14 protein-coding genes and 1 pseudogene are annotated in these 15,847 nt (G+C 59.7%); 11 read left to right on the top strand and 4 right to left on the bottom strand.

Features of this window, described 5'->3' with window-relative positions; translation table 11 throughout:
* Nucleotides 1-5: 5 nt before the first annotated feature.
* From HJC00_RS04555 to HJC00_RS04545, 3 genes are all read right to left on the bottom strand, one after another.
* Nucleotides 6-1,367, bottom strand: a complete 1,362-nt coding sequence (locus HJC00_RS04555) for a mandelate racemase/muconate lactonizing enzyme family protein (protein ID WP_210632582.1) — start codon at nt 1,365-1,367, stop codon at nt 6-8.
* Between the two features lie 61 nt (nt 1,368-1,428).
* On the bottom strand, nt 1,429-2,595 hold the full coding sequence (locus HJC00_RS04550) for a mandelate racemase/muconate lactonizing enzyme family protein (protein ID WP_221163681.1): 1,167 nt from the start codon (nt 2,593-2,595) through the stop codon (nt 1,429-1,431).
* Nucleotides 2,596-2,634: 39 nt separating this feature from the next.
* Complete coding sequence (locus HJC00_RS04545; protein ID WP_210632580.1) at nt 2,635-3,345, bottom strand: GntR family transcriptional regulator; 711 nt, start codon at nt 3,343-3,345, stop codon at nt 2,635-2,637.
* Between the two features lie 209 nt (nt 3,346-3,554).
* Between HJC00_RS04545 and HJC00_RS04540 the strand changes: the two genes are divergently transcribed.
* The 8 genes from HJC00_RS04540 to HJC00_RS32320 all read left to right on the top strand — a co-directional run bounded on the left by HJC00_RS04540 (nt 3,555) and on the right by HJC00_RS32320 (nt 11,830).
* Nucleotides 3,555-5,033, top strand: coding sequence for a sugar ABC transporter substrate-binding protein (locus HJC00_RS04540; RefSeq protein ID WP_210632579.1), 1,479 nt, complete (start codon nt 3,555-3,557; stop codon nt 5,031-5,033).
* Between the two features lie 72 nt (nt 5,034-5,105).
* On the top strand, nt 5,106-6,065 hold the full coding sequence (locus HJC00_RS04535) for a carbohydrate ABC transporter permease (protein ID WP_210632578.1): 960 nt from the start codon (nt 5,106-5,108) through the stop codon (nt 6,063-6,065).
* On the top strand, nt 6,062-6,952 hold the full coding sequence (locus HJC00_RS04530) for a carbohydrate ABC transporter permease (protein ID WP_210632577.1): 891 nt from the start codon (nt 6,062-6,064) through the stop codon (nt 6,950-6,952). Before HJC00_RS04535 ends, HJC00_RS04530 begins: the two co-directional genes overlap by 4 nt.
* Before the next feature lie 10 nt (nt 6,953-6,962).
* Nucleotides 6,963-8,060: an ABC transporter ATP-binding protein gene (locus HJC00_RS04525; RefSeq protein ID WP_210632576.1), complete on the top strand. Its 1,098-nt coding sequence runs from the start codon at nt 6,963-6,965 to the stop codon at nt 8,058-8,060.
* A gap of 33 nt (nt 8,061-8,093) precedes the next feature.
* Nucleotides 8,094-9,254: a mandelate racemase/muconate lactonizing enzyme family protein gene (locus HJC00_RS04520; protein ID WP_210632575.1), complete on the top strand. Its 1,161-nt coding sequence runs from the start codon at nt 8,094-8,096 to the stop codon at nt 9,252-9,254.
* Nucleotides 9,255-9,275: 21 nt separating this feature from the next.
* Nucleotides 9,276-10,022: a ribonuclease activity regulator RraA gene (locus HJC00_RS04515; RefSeq protein ID WP_210632574.1), complete on the top strand. Its 747-nt coding sequence runs from the start codon at nt 9,276-9,278 to the stop codon at nt 10,020-10,022.
* A gap of 278 nt (nt 10,023-10,300) precedes the next feature.
* A complete protein-coding gene (locus tag HJC00_RS04510; RefSeq protein WP_221163680.1) occupies nt 10,301-11,314 on the top strand; it encodes a methyltransferase in 1,014 nt (337 codons plus the stop codon).
* 300 nt (nt 11,315-11,614) lie between these two features.
* Nucleotides 11,615-11,830: an RT0821/Lpp0805 family surface protein gene (locus HJC00_RS32320; RefSeq protein WP_311044161.1), complete on the top strand. Its 216-nt coding sequence runs from the start codon at nt 11,615-11,617 to the stop codon at nt 11,828-11,830.
* A gap of 197 nt (nt 11,831-12,027) precedes the next feature.
* Here the strand turns inward: HJC00_RS32320 and HJC00_RS33115 are convergent.
* Nucleotides 12,028-12,192 (bottom strand): annotated as a pseudogene (locus HJC00_RS33115) (serine hydrolase); the annotation flags it as partial.
* A 750-nt stretch (nt 12,193-12,942) separates the two neighbouring features.
* On the opposite strand from HJC00_RS33115, the gene HJC00_RS04500 reads away from it, so the two are divergent.
* From HJC00_RS04500 to HJC00_RS32315, 3 genes are all read left to right on the top strand, one after another.
* Nucleotides 12,943-14,604 (top strand): SulP family inorganic anion transporter, encoded by a 1,662-nt coding sequence (locus HJC00_RS04500; protein WP_221163766.1) that lies wholly within the window; start codon nt 12,943-12,945, stop codon nt 14,602-14,604.
* 205 nt (nt 14,605-14,809) lie between these two features.
* Nucleotides 14,810-15,604 (top strand): DUF2092 domain-containing protein, encoded by a 795-nt coding sequence (locus tag HJC00_RS04495; protein WP_221163679.1) that lies wholly within the window; start codon nt 14,810-14,812, stop codon nt 15,602-15,604.
* A gap of 23 nt (nt 15,605-15,627) precedes the next feature.
* On the top strand, nt 15,628-15,828 hold the full coding sequence (locus HJC00_RS32315) for a hypothetical protein (protein WP_405047654.1): 201 nt from the start codon (nt 15,628-15,630) through the stop codon (nt 15,826-15,828).
* The last annotated feature ends 19 nt before the right edge of the window (nt 15,829-15,847 follow it).

The raw sequence follows: 15,847 nt of genomic DNA, 5'->3' as shown, positions 1-15,847 counted from the left end.
TCCGTTCAGCTCCAGGTGCGATCCCAGGAATACTCATCATCCCAATGATCCGTAGGCTGCCAGATGCCGGTGACCCCCGGCTGCAGATGCTGCGAGATCACCTCGTCGACGACGTCGTCGATCCCCAGGCCCGGCTTGTCCGGAACAGTGATAAAGCCGTCCTTCACCAGCGGCTTGGGAAGCCCGGTAACGATATCGTCCCACCAGTCGACATCGGCGGAGTGGTATTCGAGCGCCATGAAGTTTTCGGTTGCCGTCGCGACGTGCGCGGCGGCCATTGCGGCGATCGGACTTTCCGCCATGTGTATGGCCATGGGAACACCATGGTCCTGCGCCATATCGCCGATCTTCTTGGTCTCGAGGATGCCTCCAGTGGTGAGCAGATCCGGGTGAATCACGGAGACGCCGCCGCTCTTGAGCAGGGGCTCGAAGCCCTCCTTGAGGTATATGTCCTCGCCGGTGCAGATCGGCACCGTGGTGGAGTCCTGCAGCTGTCGATACTGCTCGGTATACTGCCACGGGATCACATCCTCGAGCCAGGCTGGCACGTATTTCTCAATTCGCCTGGCAAGGCGAATGCCGTTCTGCATCGAGATATGGCCGATATGGTCGATCGCAAGCGGAACCTGCATACCGATGACCTCACGCACCTCGGCGATGTACTGCTCGAGCAGGTCGAGGCCCTTGTCGGAAAAGTGGAGTCCGGTAAACGGATGCTGGACGTTATGCAAATCGTAGGCTGCATTGCGGACAAGCCGCTCTTCAATGGTCTTCAGCGGCCCGCGGCTGGGACGGTCGCGGTATCCTTCCAGTGAGCCGGCGGGAAAGACGACGGCACCGGGCACATCGGCGATCTGCATCAGCCCCAGGTCCATCTTCAGGAAGGTGAAGCCGAGCTCCATGCGCTGCTTGAGGCGCTTGCCGGTTGCGGTGCCGCTCGCCACAGCGGCGTCGGTATCGCAGTAGACGCGCACTTTCTCCCGAAATCGTCCGCCGAGCATCTGGTAGATGGGGACGCCATAGGCTTTTCCGGCAAGATCCCACAAGGCGATTTCAACCGCCGATACGCCGCCGCCTTGCCGTCCATGCCCGCCGAACTGCTTGACCCGGCGAAACAGTCGATCGATGTTGCAAGGGTTCTCACCCAGCAGCCGGCTCTTCAGCATCAGCGCGTAGGTGGCGCTGGCGCCGTCGCGGACCTCGCCAAGCCCGACAATGCCCTGGTTGGTATAAATCTTCAGCAGCACCGAGGTGAACGGCGCGTCGACAATTTCGGCTACCCGCATGTCGGTTATGCGAAGCTCGGAAGGCTTGGAATGCGTGTTGACCCGATTGAGCGCCTCGTCGGCTGCATATGCCTCTGGCATGATTTATCCTCGTTTCGGTCGGCGGGATCGTTGCCGCACACGGCGGCGGCGTAGAGCGTTGCTAGGCCAGATCTATCTCGTGGCTTTCAAGGTAGTCGCGGTTCATTTCAACGCCGAGACCGGGCCTCGGTGTAAGCTTTAGGCTGCCGTTCGAAACATCGAGCGGTGTGTCGATGAGGTGGTCGTATTTGCCGAGGTTCCACTCCGACGTTTCAAGCTTGTAGAAGTTGGGAACGGTCATCATCACCTGCGCTCCGGCAACTACGTTGATCGGTCCTGCGGCGTCATGCGGCGATACCGGGATGTAGTAGGCTTCGCATAGGGCTGATATTTTCTTGAGCTCGGTAATGCCGCCGGTCCAGGTGACATCAGGCATGATGTAGTCGGCGAGCTTGTTTTCGAGCACCGGCACGAAATCCCACTTCGTGTGGCCGCGTTCGCCCCACGAGATAGGGGCGCTGACCTTGTCGCGGACCTGTCTGAGAGCATTGAGGCTCTCCGGCGGACAGGGCTCCTCGAACCAGTCGATCTGGGCAGCTTCCTCGAGGCTCCGACAAAGGCGAATGGCGGTGGGAACGTCGAACCGGCCATGCGCATCGATGAGGATGTCGACATCAGAGCCCGCCGTTTCGCGGATCAGGGCGGTGAGCTCGGCGGCCTCACGCTCATCCTTGCGCGTCATGCTGCCATCGAGGTAGCCGTCCCGCTGTTCGCGAGCCTGTCCATCGGCGGTGCTGCCCTGGTAGGGGAAAGGATCGAACTTGAGCGCTGTGTGACCGGACTCGACGATGTCTCGAATTTCCCTGACCACCGCCTCTTTGCTGGTAAACTTGGCCTGGTTGGGATGGGTGTAGAGCGCGATTTCATCGCGCACCGGCCCGCCCAACAGCTCGTAAATCGGCTTGCCAAGGACTTTGCCCCGGATGTCCCAGAGGGCTATGTCGATGGCGCTCACGCATTCGACGGCGGCGCCGCGACTGCCCATGTAGGTGAAGCTGCGGAATATCTTGTGCCAAAGATACTCGATGCGCGCCGGGTCCTCGCCCATCAAAGCGGCGCCGATCTGCCGCAAGATCGTGCAGAGGGCGCGATTGGCGAGCCTTGTCGTGGTGGTGATCTCTCCCCAGCCGCTCACCCCCTCGTCGGTCGTCACTTCGACAAACAGAAACTCTCCCCAATAGGAAGAATCGGACTTGATTAGCCACGGCCGAACGCTGGTGATCTTCATCTCAATTGCCTTTACCTGAAGTGTTCCGGGTAACGATATTCATCCGGCGCGAGCGGCGTTACGCGCACGCATGTGTTCGAGGATGTGTCGGCCTGAGCCTTCGACGTGGCGTGCAATAAGTTCGGCTGCCTCGTTCGCCCTTCCGGCTTTGACATGCGCGATGAGCTCGCGATGCTCGCTCAGGATCGCCGCACGCCGGGCAAGCGTAAAATCGAAGCGGCGGCTCACGGCTCGAAGCACTTCGCGATGCTTCCACCAAAGCTCGGCGGCATGGCGGTTGTAGTGCTTCCGGTACATGACGGTATGAAAGGCGGTGTCCAGTTCGCTATGCCTTACCGTGTCGGCAAAGTTGTTCTCTTCAATGAGGCTTTGGATGCGTTCGAGTTCAGCAATGTCCTCCACCGTCGCCATATTCACGAACCAGCGCGTCAGTGACGGCTCGATCAAAACGCCGATCTCGTAGATATCCCGAACAAAGTCCTGATCGATGGGCCGGACGCGCGCTCCGCGGTTGGGAAAGAAAGTGACAAAGCCCTCCCCGCGCAACAGCTGCAAAGCCTCTCGCACGGGGTTGGTCGAGGTGCCGTGGCGCCGGGCGAGATCGGTGATGACGAGCCGCTCGTTGGCCGCGAGCCGCCCTTCGATGATGTCGTCCCTGATCAGTTGGTAAACAGACGCGCCCTCGCTCGAGGCCCCTGTAGCATCGATCCCCTCAGGGGGCTGTGCTTTAAATTCGCTTGTTTCAGTCAAGACTGTCCCCAATCCATACATACATTTTCGGGATATCATGCAAAAACTCCCAAAACAATGTACGATTTCTTCAGTTGACAGACAATCCTCGACATGAAAACGTATGATAAGGTCGAAGGGATACATTAAGTGGGAGAATCCCACGGCCTGGGAGCAAGACCGCTCGCCTCGATGCAGAGCGGCTTGGGAGAAAACCTGGGAGAATACCTATGACGAGTCTTTCGCTCGGCGGTGTCGTCGTACGCGGCACTGTATCCACTGCTTTGATGGTATCGTTGATGTCCGTGTCTGCGCTCAGTGCGCCGGTCGACTTGAGCCAGTGGTCACCGCAATATGTGCGCTCCATCGCCGGCACGCAGGAGTTCGACACGGCGGCCGATTGCGGCAAGGTTACCCCGCTCGACTATAAGGGCCGCCTGACATTCTGGTATCAGGGCGTATTCGAGGGCGACCCCGACCTCCTGCGCCAGTATTACAAGGACTTCTTCGAGACCTTCCGCAAGACCTACCCAAACATCCAGCTTGAGGAACAAGCCCTCACCTATAACGACCTGCTGGACAAGTTCCGGACCGCGCTTTTAGGCAATGCCGCGCCCATGGCGGTCCGCCTGCAAATCCTCGGCGGCACCGAGTTCGCCTCGAAGGGCTATTTGCAGCCGCTCAAGCCCGAGGATGTAGGCTATTCGACCGAGGATTTCTGGCCGGGCGCCATGAAGGCTGTGACCTGGGAGGGGGAAACCTACGGCATTCCAACCAACAACGAGACGATGGCGTTCATCTGGAACGCCGACATCTTCAAGCGTGCAGGCCTCGATCCGGACAAGGCTCCGGCAACCTGGGACGACGTCGTCAAATATTCCAAGCAGATCCACGACAAGCTCGGCATTGCCGGCTACGGCCTCGTGGCTCGCAAGAATGCCGGCAATACGCCGTACCGGTTCATGCCGCAGCTGTGGGCCTATGGCGGCGGCGTCTTCGACGAAGCGACCGCCAATCCGACCTATAAGGAGGTCCAGCTCAATAGCCCGCAGAGCAAGGCCGCATTGCAAGCCTCCTACGACATGTACGTTCGCGACAAGTCGGTTCCGGTCTCGGCGCTCACCAACCAGCAGGCCGACAACCAACCGCTCTTCCTCGCTGGCCAGCTCGGCATGATGATCTCGCACCCGTCCGACTACAACGTCATGCTCGACCTGCAAAAGAAGACGACGGGCAGCGATAAGGACAAAGCCCAGACCGTCATCGACAACATGCGCTACGGCCTCATTCCGACTGGCCCCGACGGCAAGCGTGCCGTCGTGTTCGGCGGCTCCAACATCCACATCCTGAAGCCGGAATATGTCGAGGGCGGCAAGGTAGACGAGCCGGCCGCAAAGGCCATCATCTGCATGTGGACGAGCCCCGAATGGTCGCTGAAGATGGCCTATGCCGGCTCGAACCCGGGCAACCTGAACGGCTTCAAGACCAAGTGGATGAAGGAACGTCTTGATAACATCAAGTTCCTTGATGTCACGACTTCGATGCTGCCCTACGGCATCCCGTTCCCGGCGCTGCCGCAGTCGCCTGAGATCATGAATATCATCGTCCCGGACATGCTGCAGAACGCCCTCACCGGGGCGATGACAGTCGACCAAGCAGCGGACGACGCAGCCAAGAAGGTAAAAGACCTGATGGACGGCGGACTCTAGTCAATCCTGACGATCTGACCGGCTGCACCTCGATTGCAGCCGGTTTGTTCCGAAGAATAAGGGCACCGCACCGTGACGATCTTGACTGGCAAGGCCGAGGCTCACCGAAGACTGCAACCGGATCGGTCCGGCGTGCTGCGAAACATCTTGGAGCATCGCGCTGACTATGCGTACGTGCTTCCCGCGATCGCCGTGATGCTCATCGTCATTGCCTACCCGATCTACTACACGATCGAACTGTCGTTTTTCAATACACCGCCTGGCCTGCAGCTCCGGGACAAGATCTTCGTCGGCTTCGACAACTACACCGCCATCCTCACAAGTCCGGTGTTCTGGAAGGTCACCTCGAACACTCTTATCTGGACACTGGGATCCACTCTCATTTCATTTGTCCTGGGATTTGCCTGCGCACTGGCGCTCCATCGCGACTTTCTCGGCCGCGGAATTCTGCGAGCCATCCTGATCATTCCCTGGGTCATCAGCGCGGTCGCCGCCTCCTACATCTGGAAGTGGATCTACCATTCCGACTTCGGGATCATCGGCGCGGTGCTGGTCGGCCTCGGATGGGCCGATCGGCCGCCGAATTTCATCGACAGCGTCAGCACAGTGCTGCCCTCGTTGATCGTCGTCAATATCTGGCGAGAGTTTCCCTTTGCCATGATCATGATGATGGCTGGCCTGCAGACCGTTCCCGACCAGTTGCTGCGCGCCGCAAAAGTCGACGGAGCCAACGCATGGCAGCGTTTCTGGCACGTCACCTTTCCACACTTGAGAAACGTCTCGACGGTGACGATCCTTCTGCTGGCAGTCGCCAACTTCAATTCTTTCATCATCCCCTGGATCATGACCGGCGGCGGGCCCTCGAACGCATCGCACATCTGGATCACCCACATTTATGAACTCGCCTTCGGCCGCCAGCGCTGGGGGGTGGCATCGGCCTATTCGGTGCTGCTGTTCTTGATCCTGATGTCGCTCGGCTACTTCTACGTCCGCGCGCTGAGCGGGAATGAGCAGAAGGATGGGAGCGCATGAGCGCGATCGCCGAGACTGCTCATCGAAGCCAGGCCCGTCGCCGTATCCGCATCGACGGATGGCGGTGGGGTGGACGCATCTTCCTTGTGTTCATGCTGCTTTACACTGCATTACCGATGATCTGGATGTTGATCACCTCTATCAAATCCGGCTTCGCGGCCATGCAGTTTCCGCCGCAATGGTGGCCGGACCAACCCACCCTCGCCAGCTACCAGAAATTGCTCGATCCGCAAAACAGCGTCGGCCAGGACTTCCTGCGCTTCTTCTGGAACAGCCTTTTCGTCTCCACCGCCACGACCATCCTTTCGGTGATCGTGGCCGTTCCTGCGGCCTACGCGTTTTCGCGCTTCACCTTCCCGGGCCGGAACTTTCTGTTCTTTGCCGTTTTGCTTCGCAACATGTTCCCGGCAGTGATCTTCCTCGTGCCGCTCTTCATCCTGATGCGCGCGATCGGGCTGGTGAACACGCACGGGTCGCTTGTCCTGACCTACCTCACATTCGGCCTGCCGCTGGCAATCTGGCTCCTCAAGGGCTTCTACGACAACATCCCGGTGCAACTCGAACAAGCGGCGCGCATCGACGGGGCAACACGGTTCCAGGCCTTTCTCCTGATCGTCATGCCGCTCTCGGCACCGGGAATCATCGCCACCGCGATCTATTCCTTCATCGGCGCATGGAATGAGTACATCTACGCCTACACCTTCCTCTCCAAGAACGAGCAGCTGACTCTGCCGGTCGGCATCCAGCGCTTCTTCTCGGAAAACACGACGGACTTTCCGGGTCTTATGGCGGCCAGCTTCATGATGAGCGTGCCGGTCGTCGTCCTGTTCCTTGTCCTTCAACGATACTTCGTACGCGCCCTCACCGAAGGCGCGGTCAAGCACTAGGGAGTTGCCGGTGGCCCACGTGGTCCTCAAAGATCTGGTCAAGACCTATGGCAGCTTCAAAGCTGTCAACGATGTTTCGCTGACGGTCAATGACGGCGAATTCGTTGCGCTCGTCGGTCCTTCAGGCTGCGGCAAGACAACCACGCTCAATCTTGTGGCGGGGCTCATCCCTATCACATCCGGCGACATCGTCATCGGCGAGCGGGTGGTCAACGACCTCGACCCCAAGGACCGGGACATCGCAATGGTGTTCCAGAACTACGCGCTCTACCCGCAGAAATCCGTGTACAAAAACCTGGCTTTCCCGCTGCAGATGCGCAAACTGCCACGCGACGAGATCGACAAGAAGGTCAGGGAAGCAGCGCGGGTGCTCGACATGACGCAGCTCCTCGAGCGCAAGCCGCGCGAACTTTCGGGCGGCCAACAGCAGCGCGTGGCGCTCGGCCGTGCGCTCGTTCGCGATCCGGCCGTATTCCTGATGGATGAACCGCTTTCCAACCTCGACGCAAAGCTGCGGGTGCAGATGCGGTCGGAGATCAAGCGTTTCCACCAGGATCTCAAGGCGACGATCATCTATGTGACCCACGATCAGCTCGAAGCGGTCACCATGGCCGACAGGATGGCGGTGATGAACGGCGGCTATCTGCAGCAATACGATACTCCGGCGCAGGTCTTTGCCAATCCGGTGAACATGTTCGTCGCCAGCTTCGTCGGCAGCCCGGCCATGAGCCTAGTCCCATTGGAGGCATCAACGGCAAGCGGCGACAATGTGTTGATCAGCGCGGAGGGATGGCGCCTCGAGCTTTCGCCAAAAAATGCCCAGAAAGTTGCAAGGTCATCCACCAAGAAAGTCGTGCTCGGCGCGCGCCACTCGACGATCAAGCTGCACAAGAGTGCGACGCCTGGGAGCGTCCCTGCCAAAGCCTACACGGTGGAGCCGACCGGTGATGTCACCTTCGTGCAGGCGTTCCTATCAGGCGCCATCGTCAATGTCAGCGTGCCGCCGACCATTGCGGTCACGCCCGACGAACAGATTTGGCTCGAGTTCGATCAGGAGCGAATGCATCTGTTTGACGGCGAAACGGAAATGGCCCTCAAGGCCAACTGAGAGCAGGCGGATGCGGGTGAAACGAGGGCGTGGATGACGAAGCTTAAAATCACGGCGATCAAGCCCTACCCAGTATGGGTAGGAACGCGCAACCAGATGCTGGTCAAGGTCGAGACCGACAGCGGCATCTTCGGCTGGGGCGAGAGCGGCTTGAGCGGTCGCGAAAAGGCCGTCGCCGGTGCGATCGAACACTATCGCGAATTTCTCATGGGCCGTGACGCGATGCAGACTGGTCGGATTTGGCAGGAAATTTATCGCAGCCAATATTTCGAAGGCGGGCGCGTTCTGCAGGCGGCGATTTCCGCGATCGACATCGCCCTTCACGACATCAAGGGCAAGGCGCTGGGGGTTCCAGCCTACGAACTGCTGGGCGGCAAGCAGCGCGACCGCATTCCGACCTTCGCCTCGACCGGCGACGAGGCCGAGGGCGAGGTTGCCATCGAACGAGCCCGCGAACTCCGCGCACAAGGGTGGCAGGCGATCCGCTTCTTCCCCATCGGGCAAAACAGCAAGGACATCTTTGAGCCGCGGGAGTCGATCGGCGTTACCGCAGCGATGCTGAACAAGGCGCGCGAGGCGCTGGGCGACGACGTCGTCCTCGGCATCGATTATCATCATCGGCTGTCGGTGGCCGAGGCGGCGAGCTTCTGTAACAAGCTCGACCGTGGCGTGCTTGATTTCCTCGAGGAGCCAATACGAGACGAGACACCAGAGGCCTACGAATCCCTGCGCACCATGACCGACATCCCCTTCGCCATCGGCGAGGAATTTGCCAGCAAGTGGCAATTCCTGCCCTATATCGAGCGTGGCATCCATCAGTTCAACCGGCTCGACATCTGCAATGTGGGCGGGCTCACCGAAGCGATGAAGGTCGCGGGCTGGAGCGAGGCGCACTATGTGGACCTGATGCCGCACAATCCCCTCGGCCCAGTCTGCACGGCCGCGACCATCCATCTCGCCGCCGCGGTGCCGAATTTCGCATGGCTCGAGACCAGGGCGCCCGAAGCGAAGCTCGGCTTCGACAATTCCGATTTCTTTCCCGTGCAACCACGGCTCGACGGCCCGGACTATCCGGTCAGCGATCTGCCGGGGCTCGGGGTCGAGGTCAACGAAGAAGCGATCAAGGCGGAGAGCTTTCGTTTCTGGGAAGCGCCTCACCTCAAGCGCCGCGACGGTTCTGTTACAAACTGGTAGTTTCATCCACCGGAGCCTAAGATGACGCATACGCCCGATATTCCGCGACCGCCCAGAGACATGATCGACGCACTGAAGGAGATCGGCGCCGCGACCATTGCCGGTACGCTCGGCCATATGGGCTTCCGCAATCCGCATATGGTCGGCCCGGTATCGCAGAGCCGCGGGAAGTCCATCGTCGGCCCGGCGCTGACGCTTCAATTCCTGCCGCAGCGGCCCGACCTTTTCACCGAGGGAGAATATGCAGATCCGGAGACGCAGTTGCACCGCCATGTGCTTTATCACGTGCAGGAGGGCGATGTGGTCGTGGTCGACGCGCGCGGTGACATGAGCTCGGGCGTCTTTGGCGATATGATGTCGACCTATTTCAAAGGCAGAGGCGGCGCCGGCATCGTGATCGATGGGTGCATGCGCGATCGGCCCAATGTCGAGAAGCTCGATCTCCCTTTGTGGCTGCGCGGCTGGACGCCCAACTATCATGTGCAGACTGGCATCTATCCCAACGCCGTCAACGTTCCGATTGCCTGCGGCGGTGTCACCGTGATCCCCGGAGACATCATCGTCGCCGACGATGACGGGGTGGTGGTGCTTCCAGTCGCAATGGCCCCGAAGGTAATCGAAGAATCGCAAATGCATCACGATTGGGAGGAGTTCTCGCGAGCGAAACTTATGGAGGGCGGCTCGTTGCAGCGCTACTATCCGCTGCATGACGATGCCCGGACAGAATACGAAGAATGGCGCAAAACACACCGCCTGGGAACAATCTAGACAATGCATTGCTCCAGAGGGCGGCGAACTTTGTGAGGCGTTGCCGGCGATCTGCGAGCCTACTTCGCAGTGAACGTCAGGTGTCGGAATCACCGCTCAGCCGCGGGCTCTTGGCTAGTGATTCTTGATTAATTGTGCCCCAACTTAAAACGCTCTATTTTTCTTGCGGGGTGCCTCGACGAGACGGAACGTTCTGCTTCACAGCGCCGTCGGACCACTTCGGTTACCGCACCAATCCCGGGTGCCGTTCGACGACACGATCTACGAGGAGACGAGCGATGGGCGCAACCACGCCAGACAACATCATGCGGCTTGGCATGGGGTTCTGGGCCTCCAAAGCCATGCTCAGCGCGGTCGAGCTCGGCGTCTTCACCGAGCTCGCGGCCGGCTCGGCCGACCTGCCCGAGCTGCAGGCCAGGCTGAAACTGCATCCCCGCTCAGCCCGCGACTTCCTCGACACCCTGGTGGCCCTGAAGCTGCTCGAACGCGAGGACGGCCGCTATCGCAATGCCACTGATACGGATCTCTTCCTCGACAAGGCCAAGCCATCCTATATCGGCGGCATCCTCGAAATGGCCAATGCACGGCTATACGGTTTCTGGGGTTCGCTTACCGAAGCCCTGCACACGGGAGAACCGCAGAACGAAGCCAAGCACAGCGAGGACTTCTTCGCGGCGATATATGCGGAGCCGGCACGACTGCGCGGGTTCCTCGAGGCGATGAGCGGGATCAGCGCCGGTGCGGCGCAGGCGATCGCCGCCAAGTTCGACTGGTCGAAATACACGACCTTCGCCGATGTGGGCGCGGCGCAAGGCATGGTGCCGGTGGTGATCGCCCGAGCTCATCCGCATCTCCAGGGTCTCGGCTTCGACCTGCCCGCCGTGCAGCCGATATTTGACGAGTTCGTCGCCCGGCACGGCCTTGCCGACCGCATCCGCTTCCAACAGGGCAATTTCTTCGACAGCCCGATGCCGAATGCGGATGTGATCATAATGGGGCATATCCTCCACGACTGGGATCTTGCCGAGAAGAGGATGCTGCTGGAAAAAGCCTTCGCCGCGCTGCCGAACGGCGGGGCCCTGATCGTCTACGACGCCGTCATCGACGATGAGCGCCGAAGCAACGCCTTCGGCCTGCTGATGAGCTTGAACATGCTGATCGAGACCCGCGGAGGGTTCGACTACACCGGCGCCGACTGCCAAGCCTGGATGCGCGACGCCGGTTTCGTGTCCACGCGCGTCGAGCCGTTGCTGGGGCCGGACTCGATGGTGATCGGATTCAAGCCCGGCTGAGCGGAAGCGGCGACCTCGGCCGTTGTTCAGCAAGATCGATCAATGGCACGATGTCGATCGCCTTTGCCCTGACCCGGACCAGGGAAGGCGGCGCTGCCCTCCCCCAAAGTTGATGCGCGGTGGGTTGAAATAGTCTTCTTCATATCCATCATTCTCTGCATGAAACGAATTGTCGTCATCGCGTGCACGTGCATGGCCTTTCTCGCCGCCTGCTCACGCACCGAACCTCTCGAAGTGTCTGCCGCGCCCTCCGTTTCACCCGGCGCCGCCCCAGTCAGCGATTAAGCTGTAATTGCAGAGGTGGTCGGCCGCGGAACTGTCGGAACGAAAGCTCTCGCGTGGGCAAATCCGTCGACCGGGAGCGCCGGAGTTATCGAACAGATCGACACCCACGACAGGGTTGATGGATGCCGTGGTTTCGTAACAAGTCGCCAGTCCCTAGAGGGTACTGCGCGCTTCGATGGCGTCGTTTGTCCTTCTGGGAATTCTTGGAAGTTAGCAGCAACGACCCACTAGCGTAACCACGGGCGGCGTTTTGCCAAAGACGGTCCTTTTCCCGGGGGCGGCGTTCACACCACACAGGTGGCATCGCGAAACGGCGCCCAGATAGAAATCTCCATCGCTTCCGACCCAAATCTCGCGAGCATCTCAGGGGATCTGAACAACCCGCTTTGTAGTGGGGCGGTCAGGACGGAGCGCTTTTTTGACATCAAGCAACGCCCGAATTTCAAAGTGCGGGGACTAAGGATGCGTTCGCCGTCGAGCTCACCTCCAGCACGTAGCATTTCGGCGAACCGCCAATAGTCGTCGATGGTTCCAACTAGCCCGCCTCCGCCGCAAAAAGTATCGACCTTACCTTGCCGCCAGGCCGAAACCTTGTTGTCGCGACCCCGTCGCAGCCAAAGCGTCGCTGCTAATTTGAGTTGCTTTCCGATTTCGAGGGCAACTCACCCTTATATGCTCGGCACGGTCAGCCCGCCGCCGGTCCACATCTGACGAGCTATTCCGACTCGTCTGGTGTTCGATACCGTAATATACGCCCTCCACGCCGCTGGTTGATGCATAATAGTCTGGTTCGATCTCCATCGGTTGATCGACATTCGAGGGAGGTAAGGCAGTGGTCGGATCAAGGCCTCTGTTTGTCACTTTGCTAGCCTCAATGTTCCTCGCAACGCTGCCGGATCTATCGTGGTCCACAGAGCAGGCACAACAGCGGCGCGCCGGACGAGACGTCAAGCAAGAGACGCGGCAGGGCGCGCGCAGTACAAAACAAGCATGTCGCGCCGCCGACGAGAAGAGCAACGCCGCCTGCCGACAAGACAAGCGCCAGACCAAGCAAACCGGTCGACAGGACGCGAGGGACATAAAATATTGAGCCGCGACTTAGAGTGGACAGTGACATGTCGGTCGGAGAACCTCGGCTTGGTGCTACGGCCGACGACCCCCTCTCGGGCACGGTGCGGAGGATCGTTTATTCGGTTGTATTGAGTGGATCGAAGATGGCTGGGACCGCCTTTGCTGAAGCGTTGCCTCAGGTCTTCGCTGGGACGAAGCGGCGACAGTTGTCAAAATGCAAGGCGAGAGACAAATTGTCGAATGGAGCAGCAGTCGTGACCCCCGAAACGAACATGACAATCGGCGGAGACAAAGGCGATGCCTCGCCCGTAGCGTTCCTTCGACTCGACATCGTGGCTGGCCTGACGGCCGCTGCAATTGTTCTGCCCAAAGCGATGGCTTATGCCACGGTTGCCGGCGTGCCAGTAAGCGTCGGCCTCTATACGGCATTCGTGCCAATGATTGTCTACGCATTACTCGGCACGTCACGCGTGTTGAGTGTCAGTTCAACGACGACTCTTGCCATCTTGGCGGGGACCGAGCTTGGCATCGCCGTTCCGGATGGCGATCCCGCTAAGCTGATCACTGCCCTCGCAACCCTCACGGCACTGACCGGCGCCCTCCTCATTGCAGCCTCCGTACTTCGCCTCGGATTCGTCGCGAATTTCATATCATCTCCCGTGCTAACCGGTTTCAAGGCGGGCATCGGGCTCGTGATCGTGGTCGATCAAATCCCGAAACTGCTCGAGATACACATTGAAAAGGCCGGCTTTTTCCGCGACGTCGTAAGCTTGGTGCGCTATGTGCCGGAAACGTCGCTGCTAACGCTGACGATCGCAGGCGCGGCGCTCATCGCCTTGGGACTGATGGAACGGCGTTGGCCTCATTCTCCCGCCCCCCTCGTGATTGTCGGTGCGGGCATCTTGATTTCCTGGGTCGTCGGCCTGAATGCATTGGGCATAGCGACAGTCGGTTTCATCCCGCGATCACTGCCGTCACTCACGCCTCCCAGTGCCGGTCTGGTCGAGCAACTCCTGCCCGGAGCACTCGGCATCGCTCTCATGAGCTTTACCGAAACGATTGCCGCGGGTCGGGCCTTCGCCAAGCCGGCCGAGCCGCCGATCAAGCCCAATCGCGAGCTTGTCGCGACCGGCGCCGCGAACCTGGCTGGCGCGTTCTTCGGCTCAATGCCCGCAGGCGGTGGCACTTCGCAGACGGCCGTGGTTCGCGCCGTGGGCGGGCAATCCCAGACAGCCTCCCTGGTCACCGCTGCGACTTCGGCGGCCACCATGCTGTTCCTTGCTCCCCTGCTTGGTTTGCTGCCGCAGGGCGTCCTCGCCGCGATTGTGATCATCTATTCGGTCGGACTCATTTCCCCGGCAGAGTTTGCATCCATCCGCAAGGTCCGCCGGATGGAGTTTCGCTGGGCGCTGGCGGCCTTTCTCGGCGTTCTGGTTTTCGGCACCCTCCAGGGTATCGTCGTTGCCATCGTCCTCTCGCTGATCGGTCTGGCCAGCCAATCGGCAAAACCGAAAGTTTACGTCCTTGGTCGCAAGCGCGACACCGACGTGCTCCGGCCGCTGTCTTCGGAGCATCCCGACGACGAAACTTTTAACGGCCTATTGATACTTCGCCCGGAGGGCCGGCTCTTTTTCGCAAACGTTCAACAGGTTGCGGATCAAATTCAGGCGTTCGTCGCAGAGTATAAACCGAAAGTACTCGCACTCGATATGAGCGGGGTCTTTGACATCGAGTATTCCGCGCTGCAGACAATGATCGAGAGCGAACGCCGCGTTTCCGACCAAGGGATAACGGTTTGGCTGGCAGGATTGAATCCGGATGTGCTTGATTATCTTCGAGCCTCCGGTTTCGCCGACGAACTCGGCCGCGAACGCCTCTTTTTTAGCATGCATGCCGCTCTGCAACGCTATTTGGAACGTCCTGGTAGCACCTAGAACCGGAGTCAGCCGCGCGTCTGCAGAGCTGCCCCATGACCGCTGTGCTTGAGAAGTCCAAATCTCTGCAAGGTGCAGGTTTTCACGCGTGAGCCGCGTGTGGCCCTCCAAGGAAGGCCTACCGCGCGCACTATAGGACAATCAATTCCCGCGCGTTTGCTTGAGCCGCGCGCGGTTTCTTACAAGGGTAATGGAGGAATCACCCATGCGATCTCAATCGGATAGCCTCTTCCAGAATGCCGGACGGCTTGCCGCCGTAGTGGTTATGGCGACGGTGACGTGCGCGACTTCCGTCCATGCGGACGAGAAGGAGGCGAAGAGCCTCTTAAAGGCGATGTCGGACTACATGGCTGCGCAAGAAACGATATCATTTGAGTACGACACGAATCTGGAGGTCGTTACCAAGCAGCAACAGAAGCTCGCACTAGCAAGCTCCGGAGCGGTAAAGATCAATCGGCCCGACAAGTTGCACGTCACACGCCAAGGCGGCTTTGCCAACGTCGAGATCGTTTTTGATGGGAAGACATTGTCGTTCCTCGGGAAAGACGCCAACCTTTACGCACAGGCCGAAGTGCCTGGAACGACTGACAACCTCATCGACACCTTGCGGGACAAATTCAATCGACCACTGCCGGCCGGAGACATGCTGATATCACACCCGTACGACGCACTCATGTCCGAGGTGGTTGACGTGAAGGATCTCGGCAGTGGCGTAATACGAGGGGAGGAATGCGACCATCTGGCGTTTCGCACCAAGGAGGGGGTTGATTGGCAGATCTGGATCGCCCAAGGCCAAAACCCCTACCCCTGTCGCTATGTTGTTACCAGCACCAAGGTAAAAGGCTTCCCGCAATATACGATTGACGTCAGGTCATGGAAGGCTGGAGCAGACGCGGCGGCCGGCGACTTCAACTTCAAGGCGCCCGATGGCGCCAAAAAGCGGGACTTGAAAGACCTTCCGGACGCTGACGAACTGCCGGAAATATTCTCCATGAAATGAGCGGAAGGAAAAGGGGATTGGGCATGCTCAGATGGATCGCTATCACATTGCTGGCAGTCGTTGCTGGCGCGTCAAGCATCGAATTTCGCGATGGTCCCGTAATCGGATTTAGCCTGGTGCCTAGCGCAGAGGCTAGAGTCGGGAGACCGCTGACACCAGTCAGCGTCGCCGGCGTTGCTCGCAGGAGCGCACGGCGATGCGCAGCCGGTGTCTACAACTGTTAGCCAGCGACGGGCGGCAGCC

Source organism: Rhizobium sp. NLR22b (assembly GCF_019685295.1).
Lineage (GTDB): Bacteria > Pseudomonadota > Alphaproteobacteria > Rhizobiales > Rhizobiaceae > Rhizobium.
The sequence above is the reverse complement of the archived record's forward strand: the minus strand, read 5'-3'. Positions and strand labels throughout refer to the sequence as shown.

What these genes read in the sequence shown, in the direction of transcription:
- HJC00_RS32315 (WP_405047654.1), top strand. Translation starts at nt 15,628, where the DNA reads ATGCTCAGATGGATCGCTATCACATTGCTGGCAGTCGTTGCTGGCGCG.
- HJC00_RS04540 (WP_210632579.1), top strand. Translation starts at nt 3,555, where the DNA reads ATGACGAGTCTTTCGCTCGGCGGTGTCGTCGTACGCGGCACTGTATCC.
- HJC00_RS04555 (WP_210632582.1), bottom strand. Translation starts at nt 1,367, where the DNA reads ATGCCAGAGGCATATGCAGCCGACGAGGCGCTCAATCGGGTCAACACG.
- HJC00_RS04520 (WP_210632575.1), top strand. Translation starts at nt 8,094, where the DNA reads ATGACGAAGCTTAAAATCACGGCGATCAAGCCCTACCCAGTATGGGTA.
- HJC00_RS04510 (WP_221163680.1), top strand. Translation starts at nt 10,301, where the DNA reads ATGGGCGCAACCACGCCAGACAACATCATGCGGCTTGGCATGGGGTTC.
- HJC00_RS04495 (WP_221163679.1), top strand. Translation starts at nt 14,810, where the DNA reads ATGCGATCTCAATCGGATAGCCTCTTCCAGAATGCCGGACGGCTTGCC.
- HJC00_RS04530 (WP_210632577.1), top strand. Translation starts at nt 6,062, where the DNA reads ATGAGCGCGATCGCCGAGACTGCTCATCGAAGCCAGGCCCGTCGCCGT.
- HJC00_RS04500 (WP_221163766.1), top strand. Translation starts at nt 12,943, where the DNA reads ATGACAATCGGCGGAGACAAAGGCGATGCCTCGCCCGTAGCGTTCCTT.
- HJC00_RS04550 (WP_221163681.1), bottom strand. Translation starts at nt 2,595, where the DNA reads ATGAAGATCACCAGCGTTCGGCCGTGGCTAATCAAGTCCGATTCTTCC.
- HJC00_RS04515 (WP_210632574.1), top strand. Translation starts at nt 9,276, where the DNA reads ATGACGCATACGCCCGATATTCCGCGACCGCCCAGAGACATGATCGAC.